At 60.6% G+C, this 22,406-nt stretch carries 24 protein-coding genes; 13 read left to right on the forward strand and 11 right to left on the reverse strand.

Features of this window, described 5'->3' with window-relative positions:
• Positions 1 to 5: 5 nt before the first annotated feature.
• Together BM234_RS14140 and BM234_RS14145 are read right to left on the reverse strand one after the other, a co-directional pair.
• Positions 6 to 590 carry a TRAP transporter small permease subunit gene (locus BM234_RS14140; RefSeq protein WP_245752662.1) on the reverse strand — a complete coding sequence of 195 codons (585 nt, stop codon included), beginning with the start codon at positions 588 to 590 and terminating at the stop codon, positions 6 to 8.
• A 10-nt stretch (positions 591 to 600) separates the two neighbouring features.
• Positions 601 to 1,590 (reverse strand): TRAP transporter substrate-binding protein, encoded by a 990-nt coding sequence (locus tag BM234_RS14145; protein ID WP_092066129.1) that lies wholly within the window; start codon positions 1,588 to 1,590, stop codon positions 601 to 603.
• 232 nt (positions 1,591 to 1,822) lie between these two features.
• Here BM234_RS14145 and BM234_RS14150 point away from each other — a divergent pair, with 232 nt between their 5' ends.
• The gene (locus BM234_RS14150) at positions 1,823 to 2,725 is read left to right on the forward strand and encodes a LysR substrate-binding domain-containing protein (protein ID WP_092066131.1); all 903 of its coding nucleotides are present in this window, start codon (positions 1,823 to 1,825) and stop codon (positions 2,723 to 2,725) included.
• A 147-nt stretch (positions 2,726 to 2,872) separates the two neighbouring features.
• Here the strand turns inward: BM234_RS14150 and BM234_RS14155 are convergent, their stop codons facing one another.
• Together BM234_RS14155 and BM234_RS14160 are read right to left on the reverse strand one after the other, a co-directional pair.
• On the reverse strand, positions 2,873 to 3,913 hold the full coding sequence (locus BM234_RS14155; RefSeq protein WP_092066133.1) for an L-idonate 5-dehydrogenase: 1,041 nt from the start codon (positions 3,911 to 3,913) through the stop codon (positions 2,873 to 2,875).
• 9 nt (positions 3,914 to 3,922) lie between these two features.
• Positions 3,923 to 4,870 (reverse strand): 2-hydroxyacid dehydrogenase, encoded by a 948-nt coding sequence (locus BM234_RS14160; protein ID WP_092066135.1) that lies wholly within the window; start codon positions 4,868 to 4,870, stop codon positions 3,923 to 3,925.
• A 121-nt stretch (positions 4,871 to 4,991) separates the two neighbouring features.
• Here BM234_RS14160 and BM234_RS14165 point away from each other — a divergent pair, with 121 nt between their 5' ends.
• Genes BM234_RS14165 through BM234_RS14175 form a run of 3 tightly spaced genes read left to right on the forward strand, consistent with a single transcriptional unit; the run spans position 4,992 to position 7,369 of the window.
• Positions 4,992 to 5,783 carry an SDR family oxidoreductase gene (locus BM234_RS14165; protein ID WP_092066669.1) on the forward strand — a complete coding sequence of 264 codons (792 nt, stop codon included), beginning with the start codon at positions 4,992 to 4,994 and terminating at the stop codon, positions 5,781 to 5,783.
• Positions 5,770 to 6,333: a gluconokinase gene (locus BM234_RS14170; protein ID WP_245752663.1), complete on the forward strand. Its 564-nt coding sequence runs from the start codon at positions 5,770 to 5,772 to the stop codon at positions 6,331 to 6,333. The genes BM234_RS14165 and BM234_RS14170 overlap by 14 nt, the downstream gene beginning before the upstream one ends.
• 10 nt (positions 6,334 to 6,343) lie before the next feature.
• The gene (locus BM234_RS14175; protein WP_245752664.1) at positions 6,344 to 7,369 is read left to right on the forward strand and encodes a substrate-binding domain-containing protein; all 1,026 of its coding nucleotides are present in this window, start codon (positions 6,344 to 6,346) and stop codon (positions 7,367 to 7,369) included.
• Between the two features lie 30 nt (positions 7,370 to 7,399).
• Here the strand turns inward: BM234_RS14175 and BM234_RS14180 are convergent, their stop codons facing one another.
• A complete protein-coding gene (locus BM234_RS14180; RefSeq protein WP_092066137.1) occupies positions 7,400 to 8,074 on the reverse strand; it encodes a 4-carboxy-4-hydroxy-2-oxoadipate aldolase/oxaloacetate decarboxylase in 675 nt (224 codons plus the stop codon).
• Positions 8,075 to 8,292: 218 nt separating this feature from the next.
• On the opposite strand from BM234_RS14180, the gene BM234_RS14185 reads away from it, so the two are divergent.
• The 8 genes from BM234_RS14185 to BM234_RS14220 all read left to right on the forward strand — a co-directional run bounded on the left by BM234_RS14185 (position 8,293) and on the right by BM234_RS14220 (position 15,014).
• Positions 8,293 to 8,748 (forward strand): acetyl-CoA carboxylase biotin carboxyl carrier protein, encoded by a 456-nt coding sequence (locus BM234_RS14185; protein ID WP_175501279.1) that lies wholly within the window; start codon positions 8,293 to 8,295, stop codon positions 8,746 to 8,748.
• Positions 8,745 to 10,115, forward strand: a complete 1,371-nt coding sequence (gene accC / locus BM234_RS14190; RefSeq protein ID WP_092066141.1) for an acetyl-CoA carboxylase biotin carboxylase subunit — start codon at positions 8,745 to 8,747, stop codon at positions 10,113 to 10,115. Before BM234_RS14185 ends, accC begins: the two co-directional genes overlap by 4 nt.
• On the forward strand, positions 10,108 to 10,761 hold the full coding sequence (pxpB, locus tag BM234_RS14195; protein ID WP_092066143.1) for a 5-oxoprolinase subunit PxpB: 654 nt from the start codon (positions 10,108 to 10,110) through the stop codon (positions 10,759 to 10,761). The genes accC and pxpB overlap by 8 nt, the downstream gene beginning before the upstream one ends.
• Positions 10,758 to 11,726, forward strand: a complete 969-nt coding sequence (locus BM234_RS14200) for a 5-oxoprolinase subunit C family protein (RefSeq protein WP_092066145.1) — start codon at positions 10,758 to 10,760, stop codon at positions 11,724 to 11,726. The genes pxpB and BM234_RS14200 overlap by 4 nt, the downstream gene beginning before the upstream one ends.
• A 1-nt stretch (position 11,727) precedes the next feature.
• Positions 11,728 to 12,120, forward strand: a complete 393-nt coding sequence (locus tag BM234_RS14205) for a biotin/lipoyl-containing protein (RefSeq protein WP_092066147.1) — start codon at positions 11,728 to 11,730, stop codon at positions 12,118 to 12,120.
• Positions 12,117 to 12,878: a LamB/YcsF family protein gene (locus BM234_RS14210; RefSeq protein WP_092066149.1), complete on the forward strand. Its 762-nt coding sequence runs from the start codon at positions 12,117 to 12,119 to the stop codon at positions 12,876 to 12,878. The genes BM234_RS14205 and BM234_RS14210 overlap by 4 nt, the downstream gene beginning before the upstream one ends.
• Before the next feature lie 56 nt (positions 12,879 to 12,934).
• Positions 12,935 to 13,711: an SDR family oxidoreductase gene (locus tag BM234_RS14215; RefSeq protein ID WP_092066151.1), complete on the forward strand. Its 777-nt coding sequence runs from the start codon at positions 12,935 to 12,937 to the stop codon at positions 13,709 to 13,711.
• 94 nt (positions 13,712 to 13,805) lie between these two features.
• Complete coding sequence (locus BM234_RS14220) at positions 13,806 to 15,014, forward strand: aspartate transaminase (RefSeq protein ID WP_092066153.1); 1,209 nt, start codon at positions 13,806 to 13,808, stop codon at positions 15,012 to 15,014.
• Positions 15,015 to 15,163: 149 nt separating this feature from the next.
• Here the strand turns inward: BM234_RS14220 and BM234_RS14225 are convergent, their stop codons facing one another.
• From BM234_RS14225 to BM234_RS14250, 6 genes are all read right to left on the reverse strand, one after another.
• Positions 15,164 to 16,135 (reverse strand): ABC transporter ATP-binding protein, encoded by a 972-nt coding sequence (locus tag BM234_RS14225; RefSeq protein ID WP_092066155.1) that lies wholly within the window; start codon positions 16,133 to 16,135, stop codon positions 15,164 to 15,166.
• Entirely contained in the window at positions 16,132 to 17,124 is a 993-nt protein-coding gene (locus tag BM234_RS14230) for an ABC transporter ATP-binding protein (RefSeq protein WP_092066157.1), read from the reverse strand. Before BM234_RS14230 ends, BM234_RS14225 begins: the two co-directional genes overlap by 4 nt.
• Before the next feature lies 1 nt (position 17,125).
• The gene (locus BM234_RS14235; protein ID WP_245752665.1) at positions 17,126 to 18,004 is read right to left on the reverse strand and encodes an ABC transporter permease; all 879 of its coding nucleotides are present in this window, start codon (positions 18,002 to 18,004) and stop codon (positions 17,126 to 17,128) included.
• The gene (locus tag BM234_RS14240) at positions 17,997 to 18,917 is read right to left on the reverse strand and encodes an ABC transporter permease (RefSeq protein ID WP_092066159.1); all 921 of its coding nucleotides are present in this window, start codon (positions 18,915 to 18,917) and stop codon (positions 17,997 to 17,999) included. Before BM234_RS14240 ends, BM234_RS14235 begins: the two co-directional genes overlap by 8 nt.
• A 70-nt stretch (positions 18,918 to 18,987) precedes the next feature.
• Complete coding sequence (locus tag BM234_RS14245) at positions 18,988 to 20,613, reverse strand: ABC transporter substrate-binding protein (protein WP_175501280.1); 1,626 nt, start codon at positions 20,611 to 20,613, stop codon at positions 18,988 to 18,990.
• A 427-nt stretch (positions 20,614 to 21,040) separates the two neighbouring features.
• Positions 21,041 to 21,847 (reverse strand): sugar phosphate isomerase/epimerase family protein, encoded by an 807-nt coding sequence (locus tag BM234_RS14250; protein WP_092066163.1) that lies wholly within the window; start codon positions 21,845 to 21,847, stop codon positions 21,041 to 21,043.
• Between the two features lie 377 nt (positions 21,848 to 22,224).
• Here BM234_RS14250 and BM234_RS17755 point away from each other — a divergent pair, with 377 nt between their 5' ends.
• Entirely contained in the window at positions 22,225 to 22,350 is a 126-nt protein-coding gene (locus BM234_RS17755; protein ID WP_281247976.1) for a hypothetical protein, read from the forward strand.
• Positions 22,351 to 22,406: the final 56 nt, after the last annotated feature.

The raw sequence follows: 22,406 nt of genomic DNA on the forward strand, positions 1-22,406 counted from the left end.
GCGGGTTACTCGATCGCGCTGGCGGCGCCGAGCTTTGGATCGTTGAGCGGGTGGCCTGCGATTGCGCTGATCAGGCGTGCGATCATCTGGAATGCAAGCACACCGGCCCCGAGGGTCAGGACGGCTTGCGGGATCCAGAGGGGCGTGAAGCTTTCCTGAGAGACTTCGCCATAGCGATGGGTGCGCAGGGTGAACTCAAGGAGCCAGATCGTCATGGAACCGCTCACGATTGAGCCCAGCGTGGCGGAGAAGATCTCCAACACGCGGACCCGGAGCGCATGGCGAGACGACATGATCAATTCGACCCGCAGTTGCAGGCCGGCCCGAAGCGTCATTCCCGATCCCAGCAGAAACGCCGCCCCCATGAGGTAGGCGCTGTATTCCCAGCCAACCCCGGTCCCCGAAGGGACGAAGGAGAGATATTTGCTGAAGAACGCCAGCAGAATGTCGGTCAGAACCAGAAGTGTCAGCCCTACGATGCAAAGTCCTGCTGCCCACGCCCCGAACAACGAAACGACATCTGCGGCTCTCTGAAGAGCCGCAGCAGGTCCGCGTGGTTCCGGTAGGGTGTCGATGGAGCCGTTGGACAAATCGCTCACCTCAGCCGTCGGTTTTGGATTGGATGAATGCGTCCGCAATGGGCTTCGCCGCGGGGACGCGCTCAAAGAAGGCATCCTGAACGGTTTTGGCGCGAGCGCCGATTTCGTCCATCAACTCGTCTGAGAGCGGCACCATCGTCATGCCTTCGGCTTCCATGGTGCGAATGCTCTGCAGGTCGCTTTCGCGGGACACTTCCCAGAAGCTCGGCTCCAGTTCGGCGGCCACGTTCTCGATCGCGGCGCGGTCTTCCTCGGAAATGCTGTTCCACGTGTCCATGTTGATCGTTACGGCATTCGATCCCCATGTGTGGTTCGTGGCATAGATGTAATCGAGGAACTCCCAGAAACGGCCATCAACCCCGGATGTCGCGGAGGTAGCAACGCCATCAACACGGCCAGAGGCCAATGCGGGCAGCAATTCGCCCCATGGCATGACAACACCGTCCATGCCGATGCTGCTGATGATGTCGACGGTGTTCTTGTCGGCGCCGCGGACCGGGATGCCTTCGAAATCGTCAATGCTGTCTACCTCAACCTTCAGGTAGACGTATTGCGCAGGGGAGGGCACCATATAGAGAAGCTTTTGGTTGTGCTGCTCGAACAAAGCTTCGAATTCAGGGCGCAGCACCTCATGATAGGCTTTGAGGTCTTCCATCGAGCTGACGAGGAACGGAACACCTTCCGCGCCGAACAACGGGTTGCTGCCCACTTGCTGGCTGATGTTGATGTCGGCCATATCCACCAGCCCATCGCGCACAGCGCCCAGTTGGTCGGGGCCCTTGAAGCCAAGCGATCCAGCGGCGTTGACGGTGATCGTAACTTCGCCATCTGTCGCCTCGGAAACGGCGTCGGCAAACGTGCGGGCGTTTTCCACCATGAAGTTGCCTTCCGGAAGGACATCGGACAGGCGCAAGTTGGTTTCTGCTGCTGCAAACCCGGCCGTGGCGACAAGTGTTGCAGTCCCCAGAGCGAGTGATTTAAAGATGGACAATTCTAGACTCCCCGAGTGTAGGCTCTTTTGCCGCCGTGGTCCCGGGGCGCAAGGCCATGTTGATCCTTGTTGATGAGGGGAAGGTAAATCCATTGCGGCGTTTGCGAAAACACCGCTTTGCTCTGACGTGATTGCAATATCTTATGTCAGGCGACCCAAAATCCCGACGGATCACGTCGCCGCCGCGTGGATACTCGTCTCAACGACATGAAAAGAATATGAAGAGAATGCCATGGACATCAGAAAATTGCATTCGTTCGTCAAGATCATTGACATCGGAAGCATCACCCGCGCCTCGGCCATTCTCCACATTGCGCAGCCCGCGCTGAGCCAGCAGGTCGCGGCGCTCGAATCACATTACGGTAAACCCTTGCTGGTTCGGTCCAAGCGGGGGGTCGTGCCAACAGAGGCCGGCAAGGCGCTTTATCGGCATTCGCAAATGATCTTGCGCCAGATGGAAGAGGCCGAACTGGATATCCAGACCGCGTCCGAAGACATTCGGGGTGTCGTGCGCGTGGGGCTCGCCCCCTTGGGCCTTGGTGCTCTTCTGGCCGCGCAACTCATCAAGAAGCTCCGTGAAAGCTATCCGGGCGTCATGCTCTATGTGAATGAGAACGTCGGCGGTGGCACGATGAGCGAACTCATCATGACCGGGAAGATGGATGTCGCGCTGATTTTCTATCCGGGTGCCATTCCCAGCCTTTCGTTTGAGAAGATCTCGACCGAAGAACTTCACTTCGTAACCATCAGCGAAGAATTCGAAGAAGACCGCGCCTTGCTGTTCGCGGATGTCGCGGCGCGGCCCCTCATTCTTCCGAGCAAGGTTCACACATTGCGGCAGGTCATTGATACGACCCTCGCCCGAGCGGGAATGACCACGCAAGTGATCGCCCAGACCGAATCCATTTCGGTTTTGTCGAATGCGATCAGTGAGGGGCTGGGAGACACCATCCTACCGCTTTCAGCGGCCCTGGCCGTGCAGCGCAGAATCCCGGAGGCACGCATTTGTCCCATCCACAAGCCCAACATGCGTACCAACATGGCGGTCTGTTGGTCCGCGCAACTGCCGCTGTCGGAGGCGACCGTGGCGGTTCAGAAAAACCTGATTGAGTTGGCGCGCCAACTTACTGAGTAAGCAGGCGCTGACGTTCAAGGGAGCATGTTCGGCCCCCAGAATGTGACCGACGACGGCGGATTTATCGACCCGCCGGGATGATCGCGGTGACAACGCCGGAGGCGGCACAAAGCCGCCCTCCGGTTTCGTTATCGGTAACGAATATACTCATGTGAACCGGAGCTGGGCCTTTACCGCCTTGCTTCGATCAGAGGCCGTCTCAAACGCCTTTACAGCATCCTCCAGAGCAAATTCTTGCGTGATCAGGGGGCGAACGTCGATGCGCTTTTGCTGCATGGCCAATACACCATTCGCGAATTCGGAATGGAACCTGAACGAACCGCGCAAATCGAGTTCCTTTGCCGCGATCTTGGTCATCGGAAGGGGCATTTCCGCCCCCAAACCCAGTTGCAGGATCACGCCGCGCGGGCGCATCGTGTCGATTGCCGGAATCAACGCGGGGGCGACCCCAGTGCATTCGAACAGAACGTCAAAATGCCCTTTGCCGACGCTATAGGCGGCAAGGGCTTCGGGATCTACGCCCGTGTTGATCACCTCATCCGCGCCCATTTTTCGGGCCATTTCCAGCGTGAAATCGGAGAGGTCCGTCGCCACGACACTTGCCGCTCCTGCCAGTCGTGCGGCGGCAATGGCGAGTTGGCCGATGGGGCCGCAACCGGTGACCAGAACGCGTTTCCCGAGAAGGGGGCCCGCACGACCTACCGCATGCAGAGCGACCGCGAGCGGCTCGGCCATGGCGGCTTCGCCGGGCGTCAAACCGTTGGCGGGGGCGCATTGCGTTGCCGTCACGATGAGTTCTTGCCGAAAGGCGCCCTGAATATGCGGAAACGGCATGGCAGAGCCATAGAACCGCATATTCTCACAATGATTTGGCAGTCCGTCGTGGCAATAGGCGCAGTGCCCACAAGGACGGGACGGCGACACCGCCACCAGATCGCCAAGGGTCAAACCACTGACGCCCTCACCGATCTCTGTCACATGGCCAGATACTTCATGTCCCAGAACCATTGCTTCGCGCAGTCGGACCGTGCCGAAGCCGCCGTGGTTGTAATAGTGCAGATCAGATCCGCAGATCCCTCCTGCCGCAATCTTGAGGCGCACCTCGCCAGAGCCAAGCCGTGGTCCTTCGATGGAGGCGTACTCCTCGACGCGGAGGTCCTTGGGGCCGTGAATGACTATCGCTTTCATAGGGTTACCTCAAACGACCGGAGTAAGGGGTGCGTTGCCGCCGAAATGTGCCGCCAAATTCGCGCGCATCAATTCTCCCATGGCCTTGCGGGTCTCTACGGTGCCCGATGCCTGGTGGGGTTGGAGCAGGAGGTTGGGAGCGGACAGAAAGCGGGGATCAAGATCGGGCTCCCCTTCGAATACGTCAAGCGCCGCTGCGCCGAGCGTGCCATCGGTCAGCGCTGCGATCAGGGCGTCTTCGTCAACGTTTGACGCGCGCGAGACGTTGATCAACATCCCATCCGGCCCGAGTGACTGGAGCACCTTGGCATTGACGATATGCCGGGTCTTCTCCGAGGCGGCGGCCGCGACGAAGAGGAAGTCGCACTGTTCTGCGAGGTCTTCGGGGGATGCGACGAAGGTCCAATCGGGCGCATAGTCCTTGGGTGAAACATCGGAATAGCTGATATGCATCCCGAAGCCCGACAGGCGTTTCGCGACCTCAAATCCTATCCGGCCCAGCCCGAGCACCCCGGCCCGGCGGCCAAAAGCACGGCGCTGCAACGGCAATCCGCCTTTTGCGGACCAATCCCCTTGCCGTACCCAGGCATCACCGGCGACAATCCCGCGGGTTTGCGCCAGCATCATTGTCACGGCGAAGTCCGCCACATCCCCCGAGAGTACGTCGGGTGTGTTGGTGACATGAATTCCCCGCGCGCGGCAGGCGTCGAGGTTCACCGCGTCATACCCGACGCCATAGATCGAGACGATCTCCAGATTGGGGCAGGCGGCGATCAGATCGGCGGATGCGCCAAGCTCACCCCGGGTCGCAATGCCGCGAATCCTGGCGCCGTGTTCCGCCAGAAATCCTGCTGGATCGGAGGATTCGAAGTATCGAAGAACGTCGTAGTCCGCGTTCAGAGGCGTTTCATCCCATTCAGGATATGCGCCCATTTGCAGGATAACGGGTTTGGTCATCGGGTAGTCTCCTTCTGAATGGTCTGGTGCAAAAGATCTGTCGATCTTCGCCTTGACCAAAATAGTTATCGTTAACATAATGACGGGGATTTTGAATGTCGACAACCAAAAGGAAGAAACGATGACCACCCAGAATGACTTTCTCAAGGACACCTTCGGGCTGGCCGGAAAGCGCGCGTTGATCACCGGGTCGTCTCAGGGGATCGGCTATGCACTGGCCGTCGGGTTGGCGCGGGCGGGGGCCAGCGTGGTGCTGAACGGGCGCGACGAGGCCAAGGTCGCCAAGGCGAAAGCCGAACTCTCGGCCCTGTGCCCCGAGGCAGAGGTGCATGCCCTTTGCTTCGATGTCACGGATCACGAAGCTGTTCGTACAGCAGTGGACGACTTTGAACTTTCAACCGGAGCGATCGATATTCTCGTCAACAACGCGGGAATGCAGCACCGATCCCCCCTGGAGGAGTTTCCGGCCGACAGGTTTGAGGCACTCTTGCAGACAAACGTCGCTTCCGTCTTCCACGTCGGGCAGGCAGTGGCGCGATTCATGATCGGCCGGGGCCGGGGTAAGATCATCAACATCTGCTCGGTTCAGTCGGCCTTGGCCCGCCCGGGGATCGCTCCCTATACAGCAACGAAAGGCGCGGTCGCGAACCTCACCAAGGGGATGGCAACGGATTGGGCGCAGCACGGGTTGCAGTGCAACGCCATCGCACCGGGTTACTTCGATACGCCGCTCAACGCGGCATTGGTGGCCGATCCTGACTTCACCGCGTGGTTGGAAAAGCGCACGCCAGCACACCGGTGGGGCAAGGTCGAGGAACTGGTGGGTGCCTGCGTCTTCCTGTCCTCGGGGGCTTCAAGTTTCGTCAACGGCCACGTCCTCTACGTCGATGGGGGCATCAGTGTCTCTCTCTGAGACCCGCCATATCGTGCTGATGGGCGTTTGCGGCTGTGGCAAGTCCACCGTCGGAGACGCCCTCGCGCGGGTGACCGGGCTGGCCTATGTGGATGGTGACGATCTGCATCCCCCCGCGAATATCTCGAAAATGCGCAATTCGGTGCCGCTGGATGACGCGGATAGGGAGCCATGGCTTTTGGAATGCGGGCGTAGACTGCGCGCGGCCCCCGAGGGCTTGATCCTTGGTTGTTCGGCGCTCAAGCGCCGGTATCGCGATCTGATCCGTAGCGCGGCGGTCCAGCCCGCCCCGGCTTTTGTCTATCTGCACGGAAGCAAATCGCTCCTCCAAGCGCGCCTCGATGGTCGGGCCAACCATTTCATGCCCAATGCCTTGCTCGAAAGTCAGTTGGCGACATTGGAAATCCCCTCCCCGGTGGAGCGTGGCATCACAGTGAGCATTGATCAGCCTGCTGAGGCCATCGCCCTGCAGATCGCGGCCCGGCTTGCTCTTGGTGGACCATCCATCGCAAATGTCGCAGGCCCCGACCCTGCATCGCAATGCACCTGAGGAGAGATTTTTGAAGACGCCATCCGTGAAGCGCAAGGTCAAGATGGCCGATATCGGTGCGGCGTTGGGGGTGTCTGCCATGACGGTGTCGCGCGCCTTCAAGGGGGATGCCGGTATCAACGCCCGCACGCGGGCCGCGATTTTGGCGAAGGCGGACGAGCTTGGCTATGTGTTTGACGCGACCGCGTCGAACTTGAGGAAAAGCCGTACGGGATTTGTCGCGATTACTGTCCCCTCTGTCGAAAACGCCAATTTCTCGGCCACGGTTCGTGATTTGACCAAGCGGTTGCAGAAGAAGAACCTGCAAATCCTGCTCGCCAATACGGAATACGACCCCGCCGAAGAGGAGCGGTTGATCGTGCAGTTGCTCCGGCGCAAACCCGAAGCGGTCGTCTTGACCGGGGCGCAGCATTCACAGAGGACGCGGGCTCTGCTGACGAATGTCCAGATCCCGGTGGTCGAAATCTGGGATCTGCCCGAGCAACCGCTGGGTCACGTGGTGGGGTTTTCAAACCGCACATCGATGTCCGGTCTCGTCGACCATATGGTCAGAACGGGGCGCAGGCGCCTTGCGTTCCTTGGGGGAGAGACGGCAAACGATCCGCGCGGGGTGCAGCGGCGAGCGGGTTTCGTCGAGGCGATGGAGCGCCACGGGCTTGATGCCACCCGGCTCATTCCTGCGGGTTCTGCCCCTGTCGGCATGACCGAAGGGGCCGCCGGTCTGGACCTCTTGCTCGACCAGTATCCCGATACCGATGGGCTGTTGTGCGTGTCTGATCTCGTTGCCTTCGGCGCGCTGGCGCAATGCAAGCGGCGCGGCGTGCGCGTGCCCGAGGATCTGGCGGTGTCAGGATATGGCAATTATGAGATCGGCCGTGTCTGTGAGCCGCCGCTCACCACCATCGATGTGCACGCGGGCCAGATCGGGTCACGGACCGCTGACCTGATATTGGATCTGTTGGACGCTCCCGCAGAAGGTGCGGCGCAGCGTCATGTCATCCAGCCTGATCTGATCCTGCGCCGCTCAACACCCTGAGGGCGAGCGGCGCAGCATGGTAATAAGCGCTCAAAGGTCGGTGGTAAGGCCTTTGGCTTTCAGAACTGGTTCCAGACCACAAAGGTCGATGACCGTCCGGCCAGCTTTGTACTTCTCGATGAGGTCGCTCTCGACGTCTTCGCGGGCCTGAGACTTTTCGGCAACCTCGGCCGCATCCTCACGCCGCACGACGACAAGACCATCCGCGTCGCCGCGGATGATATCGCCCGGACGGATGAGTTCGCCCCCGAACACGATATCGCAACCGGTGCCGCCAAGCGTTTCCTTGACAGTCCCGCGGATCGAGATGCCTTGGGTAAACACGGGCAACCCCAGTTCGATCAGGTGCTGTGTGTCGCGTGCGCTTGCGTCGGTCACGACGCCTGCAATCCCTTTCGCGACACAGGCGTTGCCCAGAACGTCGCCGAAACAGCCAGCTTCCAGATGATCGCCAGCGGCCATGACGATGATGTCGCCCGGCTGGGCGAAATGGATGGCGAGTTGCAGCATGAGATTGTCACGTGGCGCCCCCAGAACGGTGAAGGCCGGACCGCAAAGCGACATGTTGCGGTCGATCGGTTTGATCTTGGGGTCTATTGCACCCAACCGGCCTTGCGCCTCGTGGATTGTGGCGCTTCCGAACTTGGCCAAGGCGGCAACGTCTTCGGGGCGGGCTCGCTCGAATTTCGTAACTATATGGGGCATTTGTCAGTCTTTCTGCTTGGCATTTCGGGCGTGGCCCGGGTTTGCGCAGGTTAGCGTGCCAGCCAGTATGCCGATAACACGATCTGTGTCTGACATGATCGTGGATTGCTATGCACGGGCGCGCGGGTCATTTCAAAGCGCTCTGACATCATTGTGGCACGGCGATGCTAGCCTCGTCTGGAAATCATACGATCCAGATACAAGGACCCCGAACCCCAATGGCAGTCTCTATCGAGTCCCTCATCTCGAGCATGAAGTGGGCCGCGAAATCCCATCTTGATGAGTACGGCTATGAGGTCGACGGGTACCGCGTAACCCTGCGGCGCGGCACTGCCCCCGCGGCATCGCCGGACTTCGGGGTGAGCGTCGTGACGGAAGTTGAGGCCGGTAGTGTAGCGGGTCCCGGTAGCCCGGCTGGGGATGGGGGCAAAGACGCCCAGAATGCAATCACAGCACCGCTTTCTGGCATCTGCTACCTGTCCAAGGATGCCGACTCCGCGCCATTCGTGACGGCTGGCGATAGCATCGCCAAGGGCCAGACAGTCTGTCTCATAGAGGCCATGAAAGTCATGACCTCGGTTGTGGCGGAGGCCGACGGCACCATCGCGGCGCTTCGCGTCGAGGATGGCGCGACAGTCGAGGCCGGATCAGTCCTCTTCGAGGTGCGGCCATGACCGAGCAGAACCCGCAAACCGTGTTCGTGGCGAACCGTGGGGAAATTGCCCTGCGGATCATTCGGGCCTGTCGCCGTCTCGGCCTGCGCGTTGTTTGCGGCTTTTCCGAAGCGGATCGTAATGCACCCTATCTGGCGCTCGCTGACGCGTCGATCTGTATTGGGCCGGCTGCTGCAGCGAAGAGCTATCTCAATATTCCCGCCGTGATCGCTGCGGCCAAGCTTCTTGGCGCGGACCTTGTGCATCCGGGGTACGGCTTTCTCTCTGAGAATGCCGAATTTGCCGATGCGGTACACGGGGCGGGCATGACACTGATCGGGCCGAAAGCCGACGTGATGCGCCGCATGGGGGACAAGGTACAGGCCAAGGCCGCGATGATTGAGGCAGGTGTGCCTTGTGTGCCCGGCCCGGACAGCGTCCTGCCGCAGGATCCCGATGCCATCGCGGGCATTGCCGATGAGATTGGCTATCCGGTCATTCTGAAGGCCGCAGGCGGTGGCGGTGGTCGCGGCATGCGGATTGTCCGGGATCGTGCGTCGCTCGCCGAAGCCTATATGCTGACCCGGCAAGAGGCCCAGAGGTTCTTCGGAAACCCCGACATCTACATGGAAAAGTTTCTGGAAAAACCGCGGCATGTGGAAATCCAGATCCTCGCCGATAGCCATGGCACCGCCCTCTGGCTGGGAGATCGGGATTGTTCGATGCAGCGGCGGCACCAGAAGCTGATCGAAGAAGCGCCCGCGCCAGGGATTGACCGCGCCTTGATCGCAGAGATCGGGGAGCGCTGCGCGGCCTCCTGCCGGGCCATCGGCTATGTCGGTGCGGGGACGTTCGAATTCCTCTACGAAGACGGGGAGTTCTTCTTCATTGAAATGAACACCCGCATTCAGGTGGAGCATCCCGTCACCGAACTGGTCACAGGGCTTGATATCGTCGCGCTGCAGATCGATGTGGCGCGCGGGGCAAAGCTTCCACTGGCGCAGGATCAGATTATCACCACGGGCCACGCGATCGAGTGCCGGATCAACGCAGAAGATGCCGAAACATTTGCCCCAAGTCCGGGCCGGGTGACGTCCCTGCATTTGCCCGGTGGTCCCGGCATCCGGGTCGATACCCACATCGTTGCCGGCAGCGAAGTGTCCTCCAGCTACGATTCCATGATCGCAAAGGTCATAGCCTATGGCGCGAACCGCGATGAGGCTCTCTCGCGTGCGGCTACGGCGCTAGGGGAAATGCGGATCGACGGCGTGAAGTCGAATGCCGCGTTGCACAGCGAATTGCTGGCCGACCCGGGCTTTAAGGTGGGAGGCGTCTCAATCCACCATTTCGAGCACTGGCTGACTGCCAAGGAGGCGGCCAATGGCTGAGACCGGACTTTTCCCGATTGGCAGCCGTTGCTTCCTGTATCAAGTCGACTGCCCCTTCGATCTGAATCACCAACGGCGGTTCTGGGCCATGGCCGATGCGATGGCCGAAAGAGACGGCGTGGCCGAGGCCGTGCCGGGTATGACCAACCTGACCCTGCGGTTCGAAAAGGTGCCGGAAGATCTGGATGCTTTGGAGCGTGATCTCCAGAGACTTTGGGTCGAGGGACGGCAGAAGGATCTCACGGGAAAGATCCTTGAGATCGACATTACTTACGGCGGCTCTGGCGGACCGCATCTTCGGGAAGTCTGCGATCTGACGGGGCTCAATATCGACGAGGTGATCAGCCTGCACACGGCGCCGGACTACGTCGTCTTTGCTGTGGGTAGTCACGCCGGATATTGCTACCTAGGCGGGCTCGATCCGCGACTGGAGACGCCACGGCGCAAGGTTCCGCTGCAAAGCCTTCCCGGTGGGTCACTCTCGGTTGCCGGGCTTCAGACCGGCGTTTCGGCCTCCGCCGGGCCAAGCGGGTGGAACACCATAGGTGCCGCGGATGTCAGCTTTTTTGATCCCCTATCCGTTCCCGCAGCGCTGCTCATGCCGGGCGATTCCATCCGGTTCAGGGCAGCGGAGGTCATTGCATGATCGATGTTGTATCTCTCCCACCGCTCGCCACGGTTCAGGATCTCGGTCGTGTCGGACACTGGCGTCAGGGGCTGGGCCGCGCTGGGGCAATGGACCCGCTCGCCCACCGGGCGGCGAACTGGCTGTTGGGCAATCACGAAAATGCCGCCACGCTGGAAATACCCCTGACGCCCGCACGGTTTGTCATTGCGCAGGACACGGTCTTTTCGATGGCGGGTGCGGCCTGTGGTGCGCGCTTGGACGGGGTGGCTCTGCCGCGATGCTGGGCCGGGCCTGCGAAAGCAGGTCAGGAGCTTACGCTTGGCGTGATGGATGGCGGTGCGCGGGTGTACCTGGGTTTGCCGGGTGGCATCGATGTACCGATGGTGCTTGGGTCCCGCAGCACCCAACTTCGTGAAGGGTTCGGCGGGTTCGAGGGACGGGTGCTCATGCCGGGCGATCGGTTGCGCGCGGCGGCCCCCAGCCCCATCATGCCTGAAATCAGTTGCGCCTTGCCGGGGCCAAGGCCCGAGGGTTCCGATGACATCGTCCTGCGGGTTTTGCCATCAAGTGAAACCAATGAGTTTTCGGCTCAGTCACGCGATGCCTTTTTCAGCGACGCCTACAAGGTAACCCCGGCCAGCAACCGGCAAGGATACCGACTGGACGGCCCCGTGCTTGAGCGTGACGCGACGGGTGAGCTTCGCTCCCACGGGATCGCGCCGGGCATTGTTCAGGTGCCGGGTGGCGGACAGCCCATCATTCAACTGGCCGATTCCGCGACCATGGGCGGATATCCAAAGATCGCCTGCGTGATCGAGCCGGATCTCTGGCGGGTGGGGCAGGCGCGGCCGGGGGATACCTTGCGGTTTGAACTGATCGATACGGCAACCGCTCGCGCCGCCGAACGAGAAGAGGCCGTGACGCTCAACGCACTTCGCAGCAGCCTCGCCCATCTCGGTCACCTTCAGAAAGTTTGGAGCTGATATGTTTAGCGAAGCTGACATGGCCCGCCTCATTGAGGTGATGCGCCAGACCGCAACCACACATCTGACAGTCGAGGGTGCGGGCGAGTACCTGAGCCTCGGCTTGCGTCCTGCTGGAAGCGCCTCGGCGCGCGCGATCAGTTCCGCGCCGGTCAAAATGATCAAGAGCTCTGCCCTTGGCGTGTTCATCCACTGCGGTGGCGACGATGGGCTGCAGAAGGTGGAGCCGGGCGCAAGGATCAGCGCGAGGCAGGTGCTTGGCTATGTCTCTCTCGACGGCGCGCGGAACCCGGTTCGCGCATCGGAGGCTGGCGTTTTGAAAAGCAGCACTCCGGAAGAGGGGCAAATCGTCGGATACGGGGATGTTCTATTCGAGATGGAGTGCGACGCATGAAGATCGATATCAATTCCGACATGGGTGAGGGTTTCGGCCCTTATACCTTGGCCGATGACGAAGCCCTGATGGCGCAGATCAGTTCAGCCAATGTGGCGTGCGGCTATCATGCAGGCGACCCCCTCATCATGGATCGTACCGTCAGGCTGGCGCGAGATCACGATGTCGATCTGGGGGCGCATGTCAGCTTTCCTGACCGGATGGGGTTTGGCCGGCGCAAGATGGATATGCCCCTCCCCGAGCTGGAGGCGCATGTGCTCTATCAGATCGGTGCGCTTGCCGCTTTCGCTCGCCGGGCGGATTATCGCATCACCCACATGAATCCCCACGGGGCACTGGGCAATCTTGCCAGTTCCGTCCCGGAGATTGCCGAAGCGCTTGCCCGGGCGACAATGCAGTTCGACCCAGAGATCGCTTTTCTCGTACTGCCGGGAAGCGCGCTGGAGACCGCCGCGCTGCAACGTGGGGGGAAAGTCGCGCGCTTGTTTCTCGCGGATCGGGGGTATCTGCCGAACGGGCAGCTTGCACCCCGAGGTACCTCCGGCGCTGTCATCAAGGATGAGGCGGAGGTCGTCTCCCGCGTGTTGGGCGTGTTGCAGCAGCAGACCCTGACTTGCGTGACCGGCGAAGAAATCCCGATGCCGGTGCAATCGGTTCTCGTGCATTCCGACACGCCGGGCGCGGTGCAACTGGCCCGAAGATTGAAACAGGAAATCACCGATGCAGGTGGCCAGATCGCGCCTTTGACGGCGCAATAGAACGGGTGCGGCACAAACGCCGGCCAAATCAAAACCAAGAAAGACAGGACTTCACAATGCCATTTTCCGACTACAAGACAGCTCTCGTAACCGGCGCTTCTGGCGGCATGGGACGTGGCATCGCCGAACGCCTGAGCCAGAAGGGTCTCACCGTCCACGCTTTCGCGCGCAACGCCGAAAAACTCAACGAGTTGGCGGCGGAGTTCGACAATATTGTTCCGCATGCCGTCGATGTGACTGATCTCGACGCTGTCACCAAAGAGCTCGAAGGACTTGAGATCGATGTGCTGGTGAACTGCGCCGGCGTGTCCCGGCCCGGCAGCCTTCTGCAAAGCAACGCGTTCGATATCGATGAACAGATCGACGTGAACCTGCGCGCTTGCCTGCATCTCGCTCGGTTGCTTCTGCCGGGTATGATGGAGCGCGACAACGGTCATATCCTCAACATCACGTCGATGGCTGGGCACTATGAATTCGGCGGTCACATTGCCTATCACGCCACAAAGGCGGCGATGCACACTGTCTCGCGCCAGCTTCGCGTGGATGCGTTCGGTCGCCGCGTTCGCGTGACCGAAATCAGCCCCGGCCGGGTTGAGACCGACATCTTTGCCCATGTCGAAAAGATCAGCCCTGAAGAAGCCAAGAGAAAGTATTTCGAAGGCTTCGAGATGCCTCAGGTGTCCGACATCGCGGATGCGGTGGACTATGCGATCGGAACGCCGAAATACGTCAATATCGGCATGATCGAAGTGCTTCCCATCATGCAGGTTCCGGGCGGTCTGCGTACCGGCAAGCGCGTTGGCGATGAGGTCATTCTCACGGGCAACAAGTAACCTGCCACAGCTTGGCAGACAAATTCGTTCTTCGGCCCGCCAGAATATTCTCGGCGGGCCGCGTACCCACTACACACGTCTCAGGGAGAAAACCGTGACCAGTGAGAAACTAGCGAACCGCGTAACCTCGATCCGGGTATCCCCAAGCGTCGCGGCGGCTCAGAAAGTGCGTGACCTAAAGGCTCAAGGCCGAGAGATCCTCAACCTCACCGTCGGGGAGCCGGATTTCGATACGCCCGAAGAGATCAAGGCAGCCGGCGTCAAGGCCATCGCCGATGGTAATACCAAATACACGGCCGTGAACGGTACCGAGGCGCTGCGCAAAGGCGTGCAGCACGATTTCTCCACCCGTCTGGGGATCGAATGCGGGCTGGATCAAATCTGTGTCGGCGGAGGCGCGAAACAAATCCTGTTCATCGCCATGATGGCTACTGTCGAAGAGGGTATCGAGGTCATCGTGCCCGCGCCCTACTGGGTGTCCTACCCCGATATGGTGGTCGCCAATGGGGGCACCCCGGTGATCGTTTCTTGCGGCGAGGACGTTGGGTTCAAGCTGACCCCCGACGCGCTGGAGGCCGCGATCACGCCGCGCACCCGCTGGGTCATCCTCAACTCTCCTTCAAACCCCACCGGTGCGGCCTATACCGGCGACGAACTGCGCGCACTGGCCGAGGTTATCCGGCGGCACCCCAATGTGCTGGTCATGTGCGACGAGATCTATGACCGCATCTGGTACGCCGATTTCAAGACCGAGAGCATCCTTGGAGTGGCCCCCGACCTGCGCGATCAGGCGCTGGTGGTGAACGGGGTTTCCAAATCCTATGCCATGACGGGTTGGCGGATCGGCTATGCGGTGGGCCCGAAGTTCCTCATCGATGCGATCAACAAGCTGCAATCGCAGATGTCATCTTGTCCCTCGTCGATCAGTCAAGCCGCGGCGGCCGCCGCACTGACCGGTCCGCAAACCAGCGTTGCGGCCACCGTTGAGGTTTATAAGGAACGCCGCGACCGCGCCTATGCCCTGATCAATGACATCCCCGGACTAAGCTGTACCCTGCCGGACGGCGCCTTCTACCTCTATCCGAGCTGCGCAGGGGTGATCGGAAAGACCACTCCGGATGGCGCCCGCATCGAAAGCGATCTGGATTTCGTTCTGTACCTGCTGGAGCATGCCGGTGTTGCGTCGGTCCATGGCGGTGCCTATGGGCTAGAGCCGTATTTCCGGATCTCAACGGCGACCTCGATGGATGTCATCGAGGCGGCCTGTGCAAAGATCGCCGAGGCGGTCGCCAAGCTGTCGTAAGCCCACCCTTCTAACCGTATTGCCAGATTTGCCGGGGACCACTTTAACAGGTGGTCCCCGGTTTTGTTTTGCTCTTGGGTCGGGGCGGGTCAAACGCAAAAAGGCGAGCCACCGGCCCGCCTTCACTTGGATGATACCAGGCATTCAGGTCAGTAGAGATGGCACCCGACGCAATGCCCGGCGGGGTCTGGACTGAGCACGGGCGTCTTGGAGACACAGACATCCCCGATGATGCGGTGGCACCGAGGGTGGAACGTGCACCCGCTCGGCGGCGAGAGCGGCGAGGGAACTTCGCCCCCCAATACGATCTCGTTGCGCTTCATGCCCGGTGTGCTCGGCAGCGCCGCAGAGATGAGGGCCTCGGTATAGGGATGGCTTGGCCTGTCAAACACGTCATCCGTCTTGCCCATCTCGACAATCGACCCGAGATACATCACCGCCACCCGGTCAGCCAGATAGCGGGTGGTGGCCAGATCATGCGCGACCAGCAGGAAGCTGACGCCATACTCCGCCTGCATGTCTTTCAGAAGATTGATGATTTGCGAGCGGATAGATACGTCGAGGCCTGAGACAGGCTCATCCAGAACCACCAATTCCGGGCGCGAAACCATGGCGCTGGCAATCGCGATCCGCTGGCGTTGACCGCCCGAAAACTCATGGGGAAACTTCGACGCATGGGCTGGGCCCAGCCCCACGGCATCGAGCGCCTCATGCACCCGGCGGTCCACTTCGCCCGAGGTCAGGTTTTCGTTCACCACCAGAGGTTCGGCCACGAAATCTCGGATGCGGACGCGGGGGTTGATCGAGGACCAGGGATCTTGAAACACAGCCTGCACGCGCGAGCGGTATTTCCTGAGCGCAGCCCCCTTCAGGGCATGGACGTCTTCGCCCGCGAAACGCACCGAACCGTGGGTCGGATCCTGCAGACGCAGCAAAAGCCGGGTGGTCGTGGTCTTGCCACAGCCGGATTCACCAACGAGCGCCAGTGTTTCCCCTTTGGCGATGTCGAAGTTCAGCCCGTCGACCGCACGAACCACATGGGTTCTCTTGGTCATCACCCCGGCACTGATCGTGAAGTGCTTCGACAGGTTCCGGGCTTCGAGGATCGGTGTTTCGGTCATGCTTCCACGGCCCTCCAGCAGCTTGTCGTGTGGTCGCCGGATTGATCTGCGGCAACGGTGGGTGGGGCCTCGCTGTGGCAACGCGCATCGGCGTATTGGCAACGGGGGGCAAAGGGACAGCCAACCACAATATCGGTCGGAGCGGGCGGTTGACCGGGAATGGTGGTCAGACGTTCCTTCTGGCCATGAAGGCTCGGCACCGCAGAGATGAGCGCTTCGGTATAGGGATGCGCAGGCTTGGCAAAGATCTTTGCCACTGGCCCGGATTCCACGATGCGGCCCGCATACATGACGATCACACGATGGCACAAGTTGGCCACGATCCCGAAGTCGTGGGTGATGAACAGGATCGCCATACCGGTTTCATCCTGCAACTCCTTGAGCAGGCGCAGGTATTGCGCCTGCACCGTCACATCGAGCGAGGTCGTAGGCTCATCCGCGATGATGACCTTTGGTCGGCAGGATATGGCGATTGCCCCGACGACACGTTGCCGCATGCCCCCGCTCATCTCGCCCGGGTAGGAATTGACCCGGTGTTCGGGGGCCGCGACCTTGACCCGGCGCAGCGCATCGATGGTCCGCTCTCGCAGAGTCTTGCGCCCGCCCGGGGCGTGCAGTTTCAGCGCCTCTTTGATCTGATCACCTACCGTGAAGGCGGGATTGAGCGAGGTCTGCGGATCCTGAAGGATCATCGAGATATCGGCACCGCGCACCTTGCGCATCTCCTTCTCGCTGAGCGTGAGCAATTCGCGCCCGTCGAGCTTTACGCTGCCGCCGCGGATCTTGGCCGCGTGTTTCGGGAGAAGCCGCATGAGGGACATCGCCGTCATAGACTTGCCCGACCCGGATTCACCGACGATCCCAAGCGTTTCACCGGATTTGACGGAAAAGCTATGGTCGTTGACCGGGAAGAAGCTGCCGGCCTTGGTCGTGACCTCTACTTTAAGATTTCTGACGTCCAGCAGGGCGTCCGTTTGGGAAGTGTTCATGTCAAACCTGCCTCAGCCGTGGGTCGAGCGTATCGCGAAGCCAGTCGCCGATCATGTTGACGGAGAGAACCGTCAGCATGATGGCAAGGCCGGGAAAGAAGGCGATCCACCAATCAGTCGCGATGAAGTCGCGGCCATCGGAGACCAGAAGGCCCCATGTGGGCGTGGGCCGCGGGATGCCAATTCCAAGAAAGCTGAGCGACGCATCGAGCATGATTGCGATTCCGACCTGAAGGGTGGCCAGAACGACAATGGTGTTGGTGACGTTCGGCAGGATGTGCCGGAACAAGATGCGGAAGTGCGATGAGCCAGCGACCCGGGAGCGGGCCACGAAATCGGCGTTGCGCAACAGAAGAACCTCGGCGCGGACCTGCCGCGCGAAATAGGCCCAGAGTGCGAAACCGACAACGATGACCACCGACAGGAAACTTGCCCCCATGGCCGCGGCCAATGCCAAGGCAAGGAGCATCGCCGGAAGGGCAAGTGAGATATCGACAAGTCGCATCACGAAGCCGTCGAACCAGCCACGGACATAGCCCGCGATCAATCCCAACGTCGTGCCCACGACGACACCGACCAGAATGCCGATGAAGGACACCGCCAAGACATACCACGCGCCATGCACGATGCGGCTATAGATATCGCGGCCCAGCCGGTCCGTACCGAGCGGATATTCCCACGTTCCCCCAAAGAAGATCGGCGGTTGAAGCCGCGCCCTGAGGTTGGGGACATAGGGATCGTGCAAGGCGATCCAGTGGGCGAAGAAGGCAGGAATGATAAAGACGATCAACAGGACCGCAAGCGGCAGGATCGGGAAATCGCGGCTTCGCTGCCAGAGCGAGCGGCGGGGGCGCTGCGCGGAAATCTGAACTTCAGCCATGTTTGATCCTCGGATTGACGATGACGTAGAGCAGATCGACGAGCAGGTTTGAGAGCATGTAGATCACGGCGTAGGCGATGATCACCGCCTGCACGACCGGGAAGTCCCGCCCGCGGATGGCCTCGATCGCGACCCAGCCCATTCCGGGGTAGGAATAGACGGATTCGATGACGACGGAGCCAGTCAGAATGGATGCGGCAAGGATGCCGAAATAGGTCAGTGGGACAACAGCGGCGTTGCGTAGCGCATGCTTGAACACCACGGCCCATTCCGAGACACCTTTGACCCGGGCAAGTTTGATATACTCGGCATCCAGCACCTCAAGCATGGCCGAACGTGTCAACCGAGCAAGTGCAGAGATCTGGAACCATGCAATCGCAATGGCCGGCAGGATGAGATGCGCAAAGCTTCCGATCCCCGAGGTCGGCAACCAGCCGAGCCAGACGGAGAAGATCCAGATCAGCACGATACCTAGCCAGAAGTTCGGCATGGACTGACCCAAGAGCGCGAACCCCTGCGCAATCCGGTCAATCGCCGATCCCTTGTAGACAGCGGCGGCGATCCCGAGCGGCAGGGCGATGATCAGGGTGATCAGAATGGCCAAACCGCCGAGACGAAGCGTGGCGGGCATCCGGTCCAGCACAAAGCCCATGGCGCTTTCGCCGGGCCATTTGAGCGAGACGCCGAAGTCGCCCTGCACCGCGTTGCCGAGGAAGGTCAGATACTGCTTCCACAGAGGCTGATCGAGGCCCCATTCCCGGATGAAGATGTCGATCTGTTCCTGCGTCGCGTCATCGGGCAAGAGCGCGTCGACCGGACTCCCCGAGAGCTGAGACAGTGAAAAGACGATCACCGTGATAATCAAAAGCGCAAAGAGGCTGGAGGCGCCTCTTTGCAATAGGTAGCGCAGCATTGTGGGATTCCTTGCCATGCGGGTCCGGGCGAAGCGCGATATCGGCTCCGCCCGGAGGTGGTCTTCGCGGTTACTTGAGGTCGATGAGTTCGAAGTGGCTCAGTCCCGAAGACGTCGTTCCGGGGAAGGTCCAGCCTTCGACGAGGTCCGAGTTGACCACAACGGACGCGGGAACCGTCGCCATCGGCAGGTGCGCATAGCTGTCGAAGATCCGCGTGAACATCTGATCGAGCATCGCGTCGCGCGTTTCAGGATCGGTTTCAGACACCAGATCGGCGCCAAGCTTGTTCAGTTCGGGATCGCCCACGTCAAGGTGGGGGCTCGCTTGCGAGGTGAAGAAGATCTGGACCCCGAGCGCGCTGGGACGCACTGGCGCATTGCGCATGGGCGTCACGAAATCGGCGGAAAAGCCGCGGATCGCCGTGTTTCCCGTGGCCCAGTCCTGTTCGCGCATCTCGGTCTGAATGCCGGCAATGTCGAAATAGGCCTGAACCAGTTCCGCCATCTGTGCAAATTCCGGGTTGCCTGCCAGGCTCGTCACCACCAGCGGGATCTTAGGGTTTTCGAAGTTGTCGGGATAGCCAGCTTCTTCGAGCAGTTCCATCGCGCGTTCGGGATCATAGCCATAGGCTTCGTCAAAGCGCGCGGCGATCTCTTCGGAATAACCGGGAAAGCGCGGATCCATGGTATAGACGGGCAGGGTTCGCACACCCTCGCCATAGAGCGCCTCGAGGATCGCGTCGCGATCCAGCGCGCGGTTCATCGCTTCGCGAACGCGGACATCGGCCCATGCATAGCTGCGTGCATCCCGATTTTCTTCGGCTTCGGGGTTCATGAACTGCCCGGTGAAAAGCATCGTCGTCTGCATGGCGCCTTCGCTGGAGGCCAGAACGGTTTCCCCGGCTTCGGCGGCATCGTCCTGAAGATCGCGGGGAAGCGTCACGGCATGCGCTTCACCTGCGGACAGCATGGCCATACGGGTGGACGGCTCGCTGACCCAACGAAACTGGATCTCGTCGAATTCTGGCGATGCGCCGGTCCAGTGATCGGCGATGGTGCTGAACGTGATCGACTGGCCCGTCTCACGGCCTTCATAGCGGAACGGACCGGAGCCCGCTGGCGCGGCTTCGTATCCCTCGATGCCTTCGGCGTCGAACTGGGCCTTGCTGTAGATAGCGAGCGAGCCGCGACCGGCATGGGAGAAGAGGAAGTTGGGATCGGGCGCCGGAAGATCGAACTGCACGGTATGGTCATCAACCGCGCCAACGGAGATTTCGCGGAATTGGCTGATGCCGCTCAGCTTGGCGTCATCGCCGATATGGAGGTTGAAGCTGTGCACCACGTCTGCAGAGGTAACAGGGCCCCAGTCATCGTTGAATTTGGCCTCGGGGTGCAAACGGAACGTCCAGGAGGAGAAGTCCTCGTTGTGTTCCCAGCTTTCTGCCAACTGACTGTTGTCGTACTTGCCGGTCTCCGGATCTTGCCCGACCAGCGTTTGCAGCGATGGAAGGATGAATGCGCCGGTTGTTGTCCAATAGAGGTTCGAGTCTGCGCCGAGCGGGCTGACCGCAACCACCACGGTGCTTTGTGCCATCGCCGGTTGGGCGTTGACGGTGCTGAGGATGGTTCCCGCCAGCAGAGCGGCGGTAAAGACCTTGCTCGCCCCGCGAGTTACATCGGCAATTCTTGATTTCATGGATTTTCCCCTGTCATGTCGGTTTGTTTTCGTCTTCCCAGACGCAACCGAGCGGTCGCATTTTTGTCTGGTCAGTTTCGGCTGCGGGGGAGGCATTTGTATAATAGCAATACCAACTGACGACATACGCATTGGCGATGCGGAGTAGGACGGTGAGCTATTCGTGAGCCGGATAATCTGGTTTTTCGTAATCGTTGCGGATGCTTAACCAAAGATCGAACGCGTTGCAGATCGGCGCAGGGCCGTTGGGGGCTGAGGACCCGGTGCCGCAAAAATGCTCACTTAGGCGCTCCCGGCTGCCCGAGGCCCCTAAGGAGGGGCCGCATTACTGGCAGGATGAATTTGGGGACCCACAGAAAAATGGCGAGGCCTTCGCCCCGCCATTCTCAACCTTATGTAGGCGCTTGCGAACCGCCAAGAGCGCCGCTCAGAGGATCGTGCGCAAATAGCCGAGCGAGGCTTCGAAATCCCCGGCCACGTGCGGGATGCGCGCCGCTTCAAGCGCTAGGGTGCCGTCATATCCGATGGATTTCAGCGCTTCGATCTGACCTTTGACGTTGGTCTTGCCTGTCCCGTAATGCTGCCATGTCATCTTGCCGTCGATGAACTGGCCATCCTTCAGATGGACGTTGCGAATGTAGGGTTTGAGCTTTTCGAACCCTTCTTCGAAGGTCTGCTTTTCGGCCTCATAGAGATTGCCGGTATCCCACACATACCCAAAGGTCTTGCGATCAACCGCTTCGAGTAGCGCGAGGCACCCGTCGCTGGTATCCGCCCACGTTCCGGGCAGGTTCTCCAGCTGTACGTCGATCCCGCGTGCGGCGGCAGAGTCCACCACCTCGCCCAGAAGCTCGACCACCTGATCGAACTCGGTCTTGTCGGCTGTGGCGCTGCGCTGGGGGGCGAAGGTGATGAGCGTGTTGATCGAAAGCTTTTCGGCCATGTCCATGCTCATGGTCCACAATGCGCCTTTGTGCAGATCGATGAGGTCGCTGCCGATCTGGACGCCGATGAAATTTCCGGCGGAAGCCGCGGAATAGGTAATCCCGTATTTCTGCTGTGCTCCCTTCAGCACCTCCCATGCCTGACCGGTCAGCAGGGGGAAGCGCTTGCCCTCTACGGTGCGCGCTTCAAAAATCGTGATGCCGTGATCGACGGCGGTTCGGAGGATTGTATCGAGTGTCCCGGCTTCGGTGAGCGGGGCAACTTCGTTGGTCACTGCGGCAAGTTTCATCTGGCTGAAAGGACTTTCTATCGTTCACGGACGCGCGGATGCACGACGCGGGTTTCAAGCCGCGAGGGCCGCGGCACTTATTGGCTGGAGCCGGAGAGCATCCCGAAAACCGGTATGGTCTGCGCATTCCGGCAGACGAGGCGCAAAATCAGCGCTCGGCGCAAGTGCGGCGAGCTGATGCCATCATGGCCATCGCGGCGTGGTTTGAAAAATACAATTGCTGCATGTCGCCATACCCAAGCTGTATGGCCGGGGGCCGCGCGGTGCCTGCCAGCGTCGCCACGTGTGTTCGGCGCTGCGGCTTGGTCTCAAGGAACATCGACGGGTTCAGGGCGTTGACCGCCCAGAAGTTGATTTGTCAGGAAAGGAGATCAACCATGATTGGACGTATCCTCAGATCGATCTTTGGTGGCATGCGTCGCCGCCGTCATCGCGGTCATCACTCAAGCCCCGAAGCACAAGTCGCCCGAGGCGTGGCCCGAGTGGCGAAGAAGCGGCTGTAAGGGCTGGGTCACGCAGAGTACCGGCTACTCGAGTGTCGGTTCTGTCGCAAAAAGGG

Source organism: Poseidonocella pacifica (genome assembly GCF_900111875.1).
GTDB lineage: Bacteria > Pseudomonadota > Alphaproteobacteria > Rhodobacterales > Rhodobacteraceae > Poseidonocella > Poseidonocella pacifica.

Bases quoted from the DNA above. Each gene is read 5' to 3' on its own strand.
- BM234_RS14150 (WP_092066131.1), top strand. From the start codon at position 1,823: ATGGACATCAGAAAATTGCATTCGTTCGTCAAGATCATTGACATCGGA.
- BM234_RS14155 (WP_092066133.1), bottom strand. From the start codon at position 3,913: ATGAAAGCGATAGTCATTCACGGCCCCAAGGACCTCCGCGTCGAGGAG.
- BM234_RS14160 (WP_092066135.1), bottom strand. From the start codon at position 4,870: ATGACCAAACCCGTTATCCTGCAAATGGGCGCATATCCTGAATGGGAT.
- BM234_RS14165 (WP_092066669.1), top strand. From the start codon at position 4,992: ATGACCACCCAGAATGACTTTCTCAAGGACACCTTCGGGCTGGCCGGA.
- BM234_RS14180 (WP_092066137.1), bottom strand. From the start codon at position 8,074: ATGCCCCATATAGTTACGAAATTCGAGCGAGCCCGCCCCGAAGACGTT.
- BM234_RS14185 (WP_175501279.1), top strand. From the start codon at position 8,293: ATGGCAGTCTCTATCGAGTCCCTCATCTCGAGCATGAAGTGGGCCGCG.
- accC (WP_092066141.1), top strand. From the start codon at position 8,745: ATGACCGAGCAGAACCCGCAAACCGTGTTCGTGGCGAACCGTGGGGAA.
- pxpB (WP_092066143.1), top strand. From the start codon at position 10,108: ATGGCTGAGACCGGACTTTTCCCGATTGGCAGCCGTTGCTTCCTGTAT.
- BM234_RS14200 (WP_092066145.1), top strand. From the start codon at position 10,758: ATGATCGATGTTGTATCTCTCCCACCGCTCGCCACGGTTCAGGATCTC.
- BM234_RS14205 (WP_092066147.1), top strand. From the start codon at position 11,728: ATGTTTAGCGAAGCTGACATGGCCCGCCTCATTGAGGTGATGCGCCAG.
- BM234_RS14210 (WP_092066149.1), top strand. From the start codon at position 12,117: ATGAAGATCGATATCAATTCCGACATGGGTGAGGGTTTCGGCCCTTAT.
- BM234_RS14215 (WP_092066151.1), top strand. From the start codon at position 12,935: ATGCCATTTTCCGACTACAAGACAGCTCTCGTAACCGGCGCTTCTGGC.
- BM234_RS14225 (WP_092066155.1), bottom strand. From the start codon at position 16,135: ATGACCGAAACACCGATCCTCGAAGCCCGGAACCTGTCGAAGCACTTC.
- BM234_RS14230 (WP_092066157.1), bottom strand. From the start codon at position 17,124: ATGAACACTTCCCAAACGGACGCCCTGCTGGACGTCAGAAATCTTAAA.
- BM234_RS14235 (WP_245752665.1), bottom strand. From the start codon at position 18,004: ATGGCTGAAGTTCAGATTTCCGCGCAGCGCCCCCGCCGCTCGCTCTGG.
- BM234_RS14240 (WP_092066159.1), bottom strand. From the start codon at position 18,917: ATGCTGCGCTACCTATTGCAAAGAGGCGCCTCCAGCCTCTTTGCGCTT.
- BM234_RS14245 (WP_175501280.1), bottom strand. From the start codon at position 20,613: ATGAAATCAAGAATTGCCGATGTAACTCGCGGGGCGAGCAAGGTCTTT.
- BM234_RS14250 (WP_092066163.1), bottom strand. From the start codon at position 21,847: ATGAAACTTGCCGCAGTGACCAACGAAGTTGCCCCGCTCACCGAAGCC.
- BM234_RS17755 (WP_281247976.1), top strand. From the start codon at position 22,225: ATGATTGGACGTATCCTCAGATCGATCTTTGGTGGCATGCGTCGCCGC.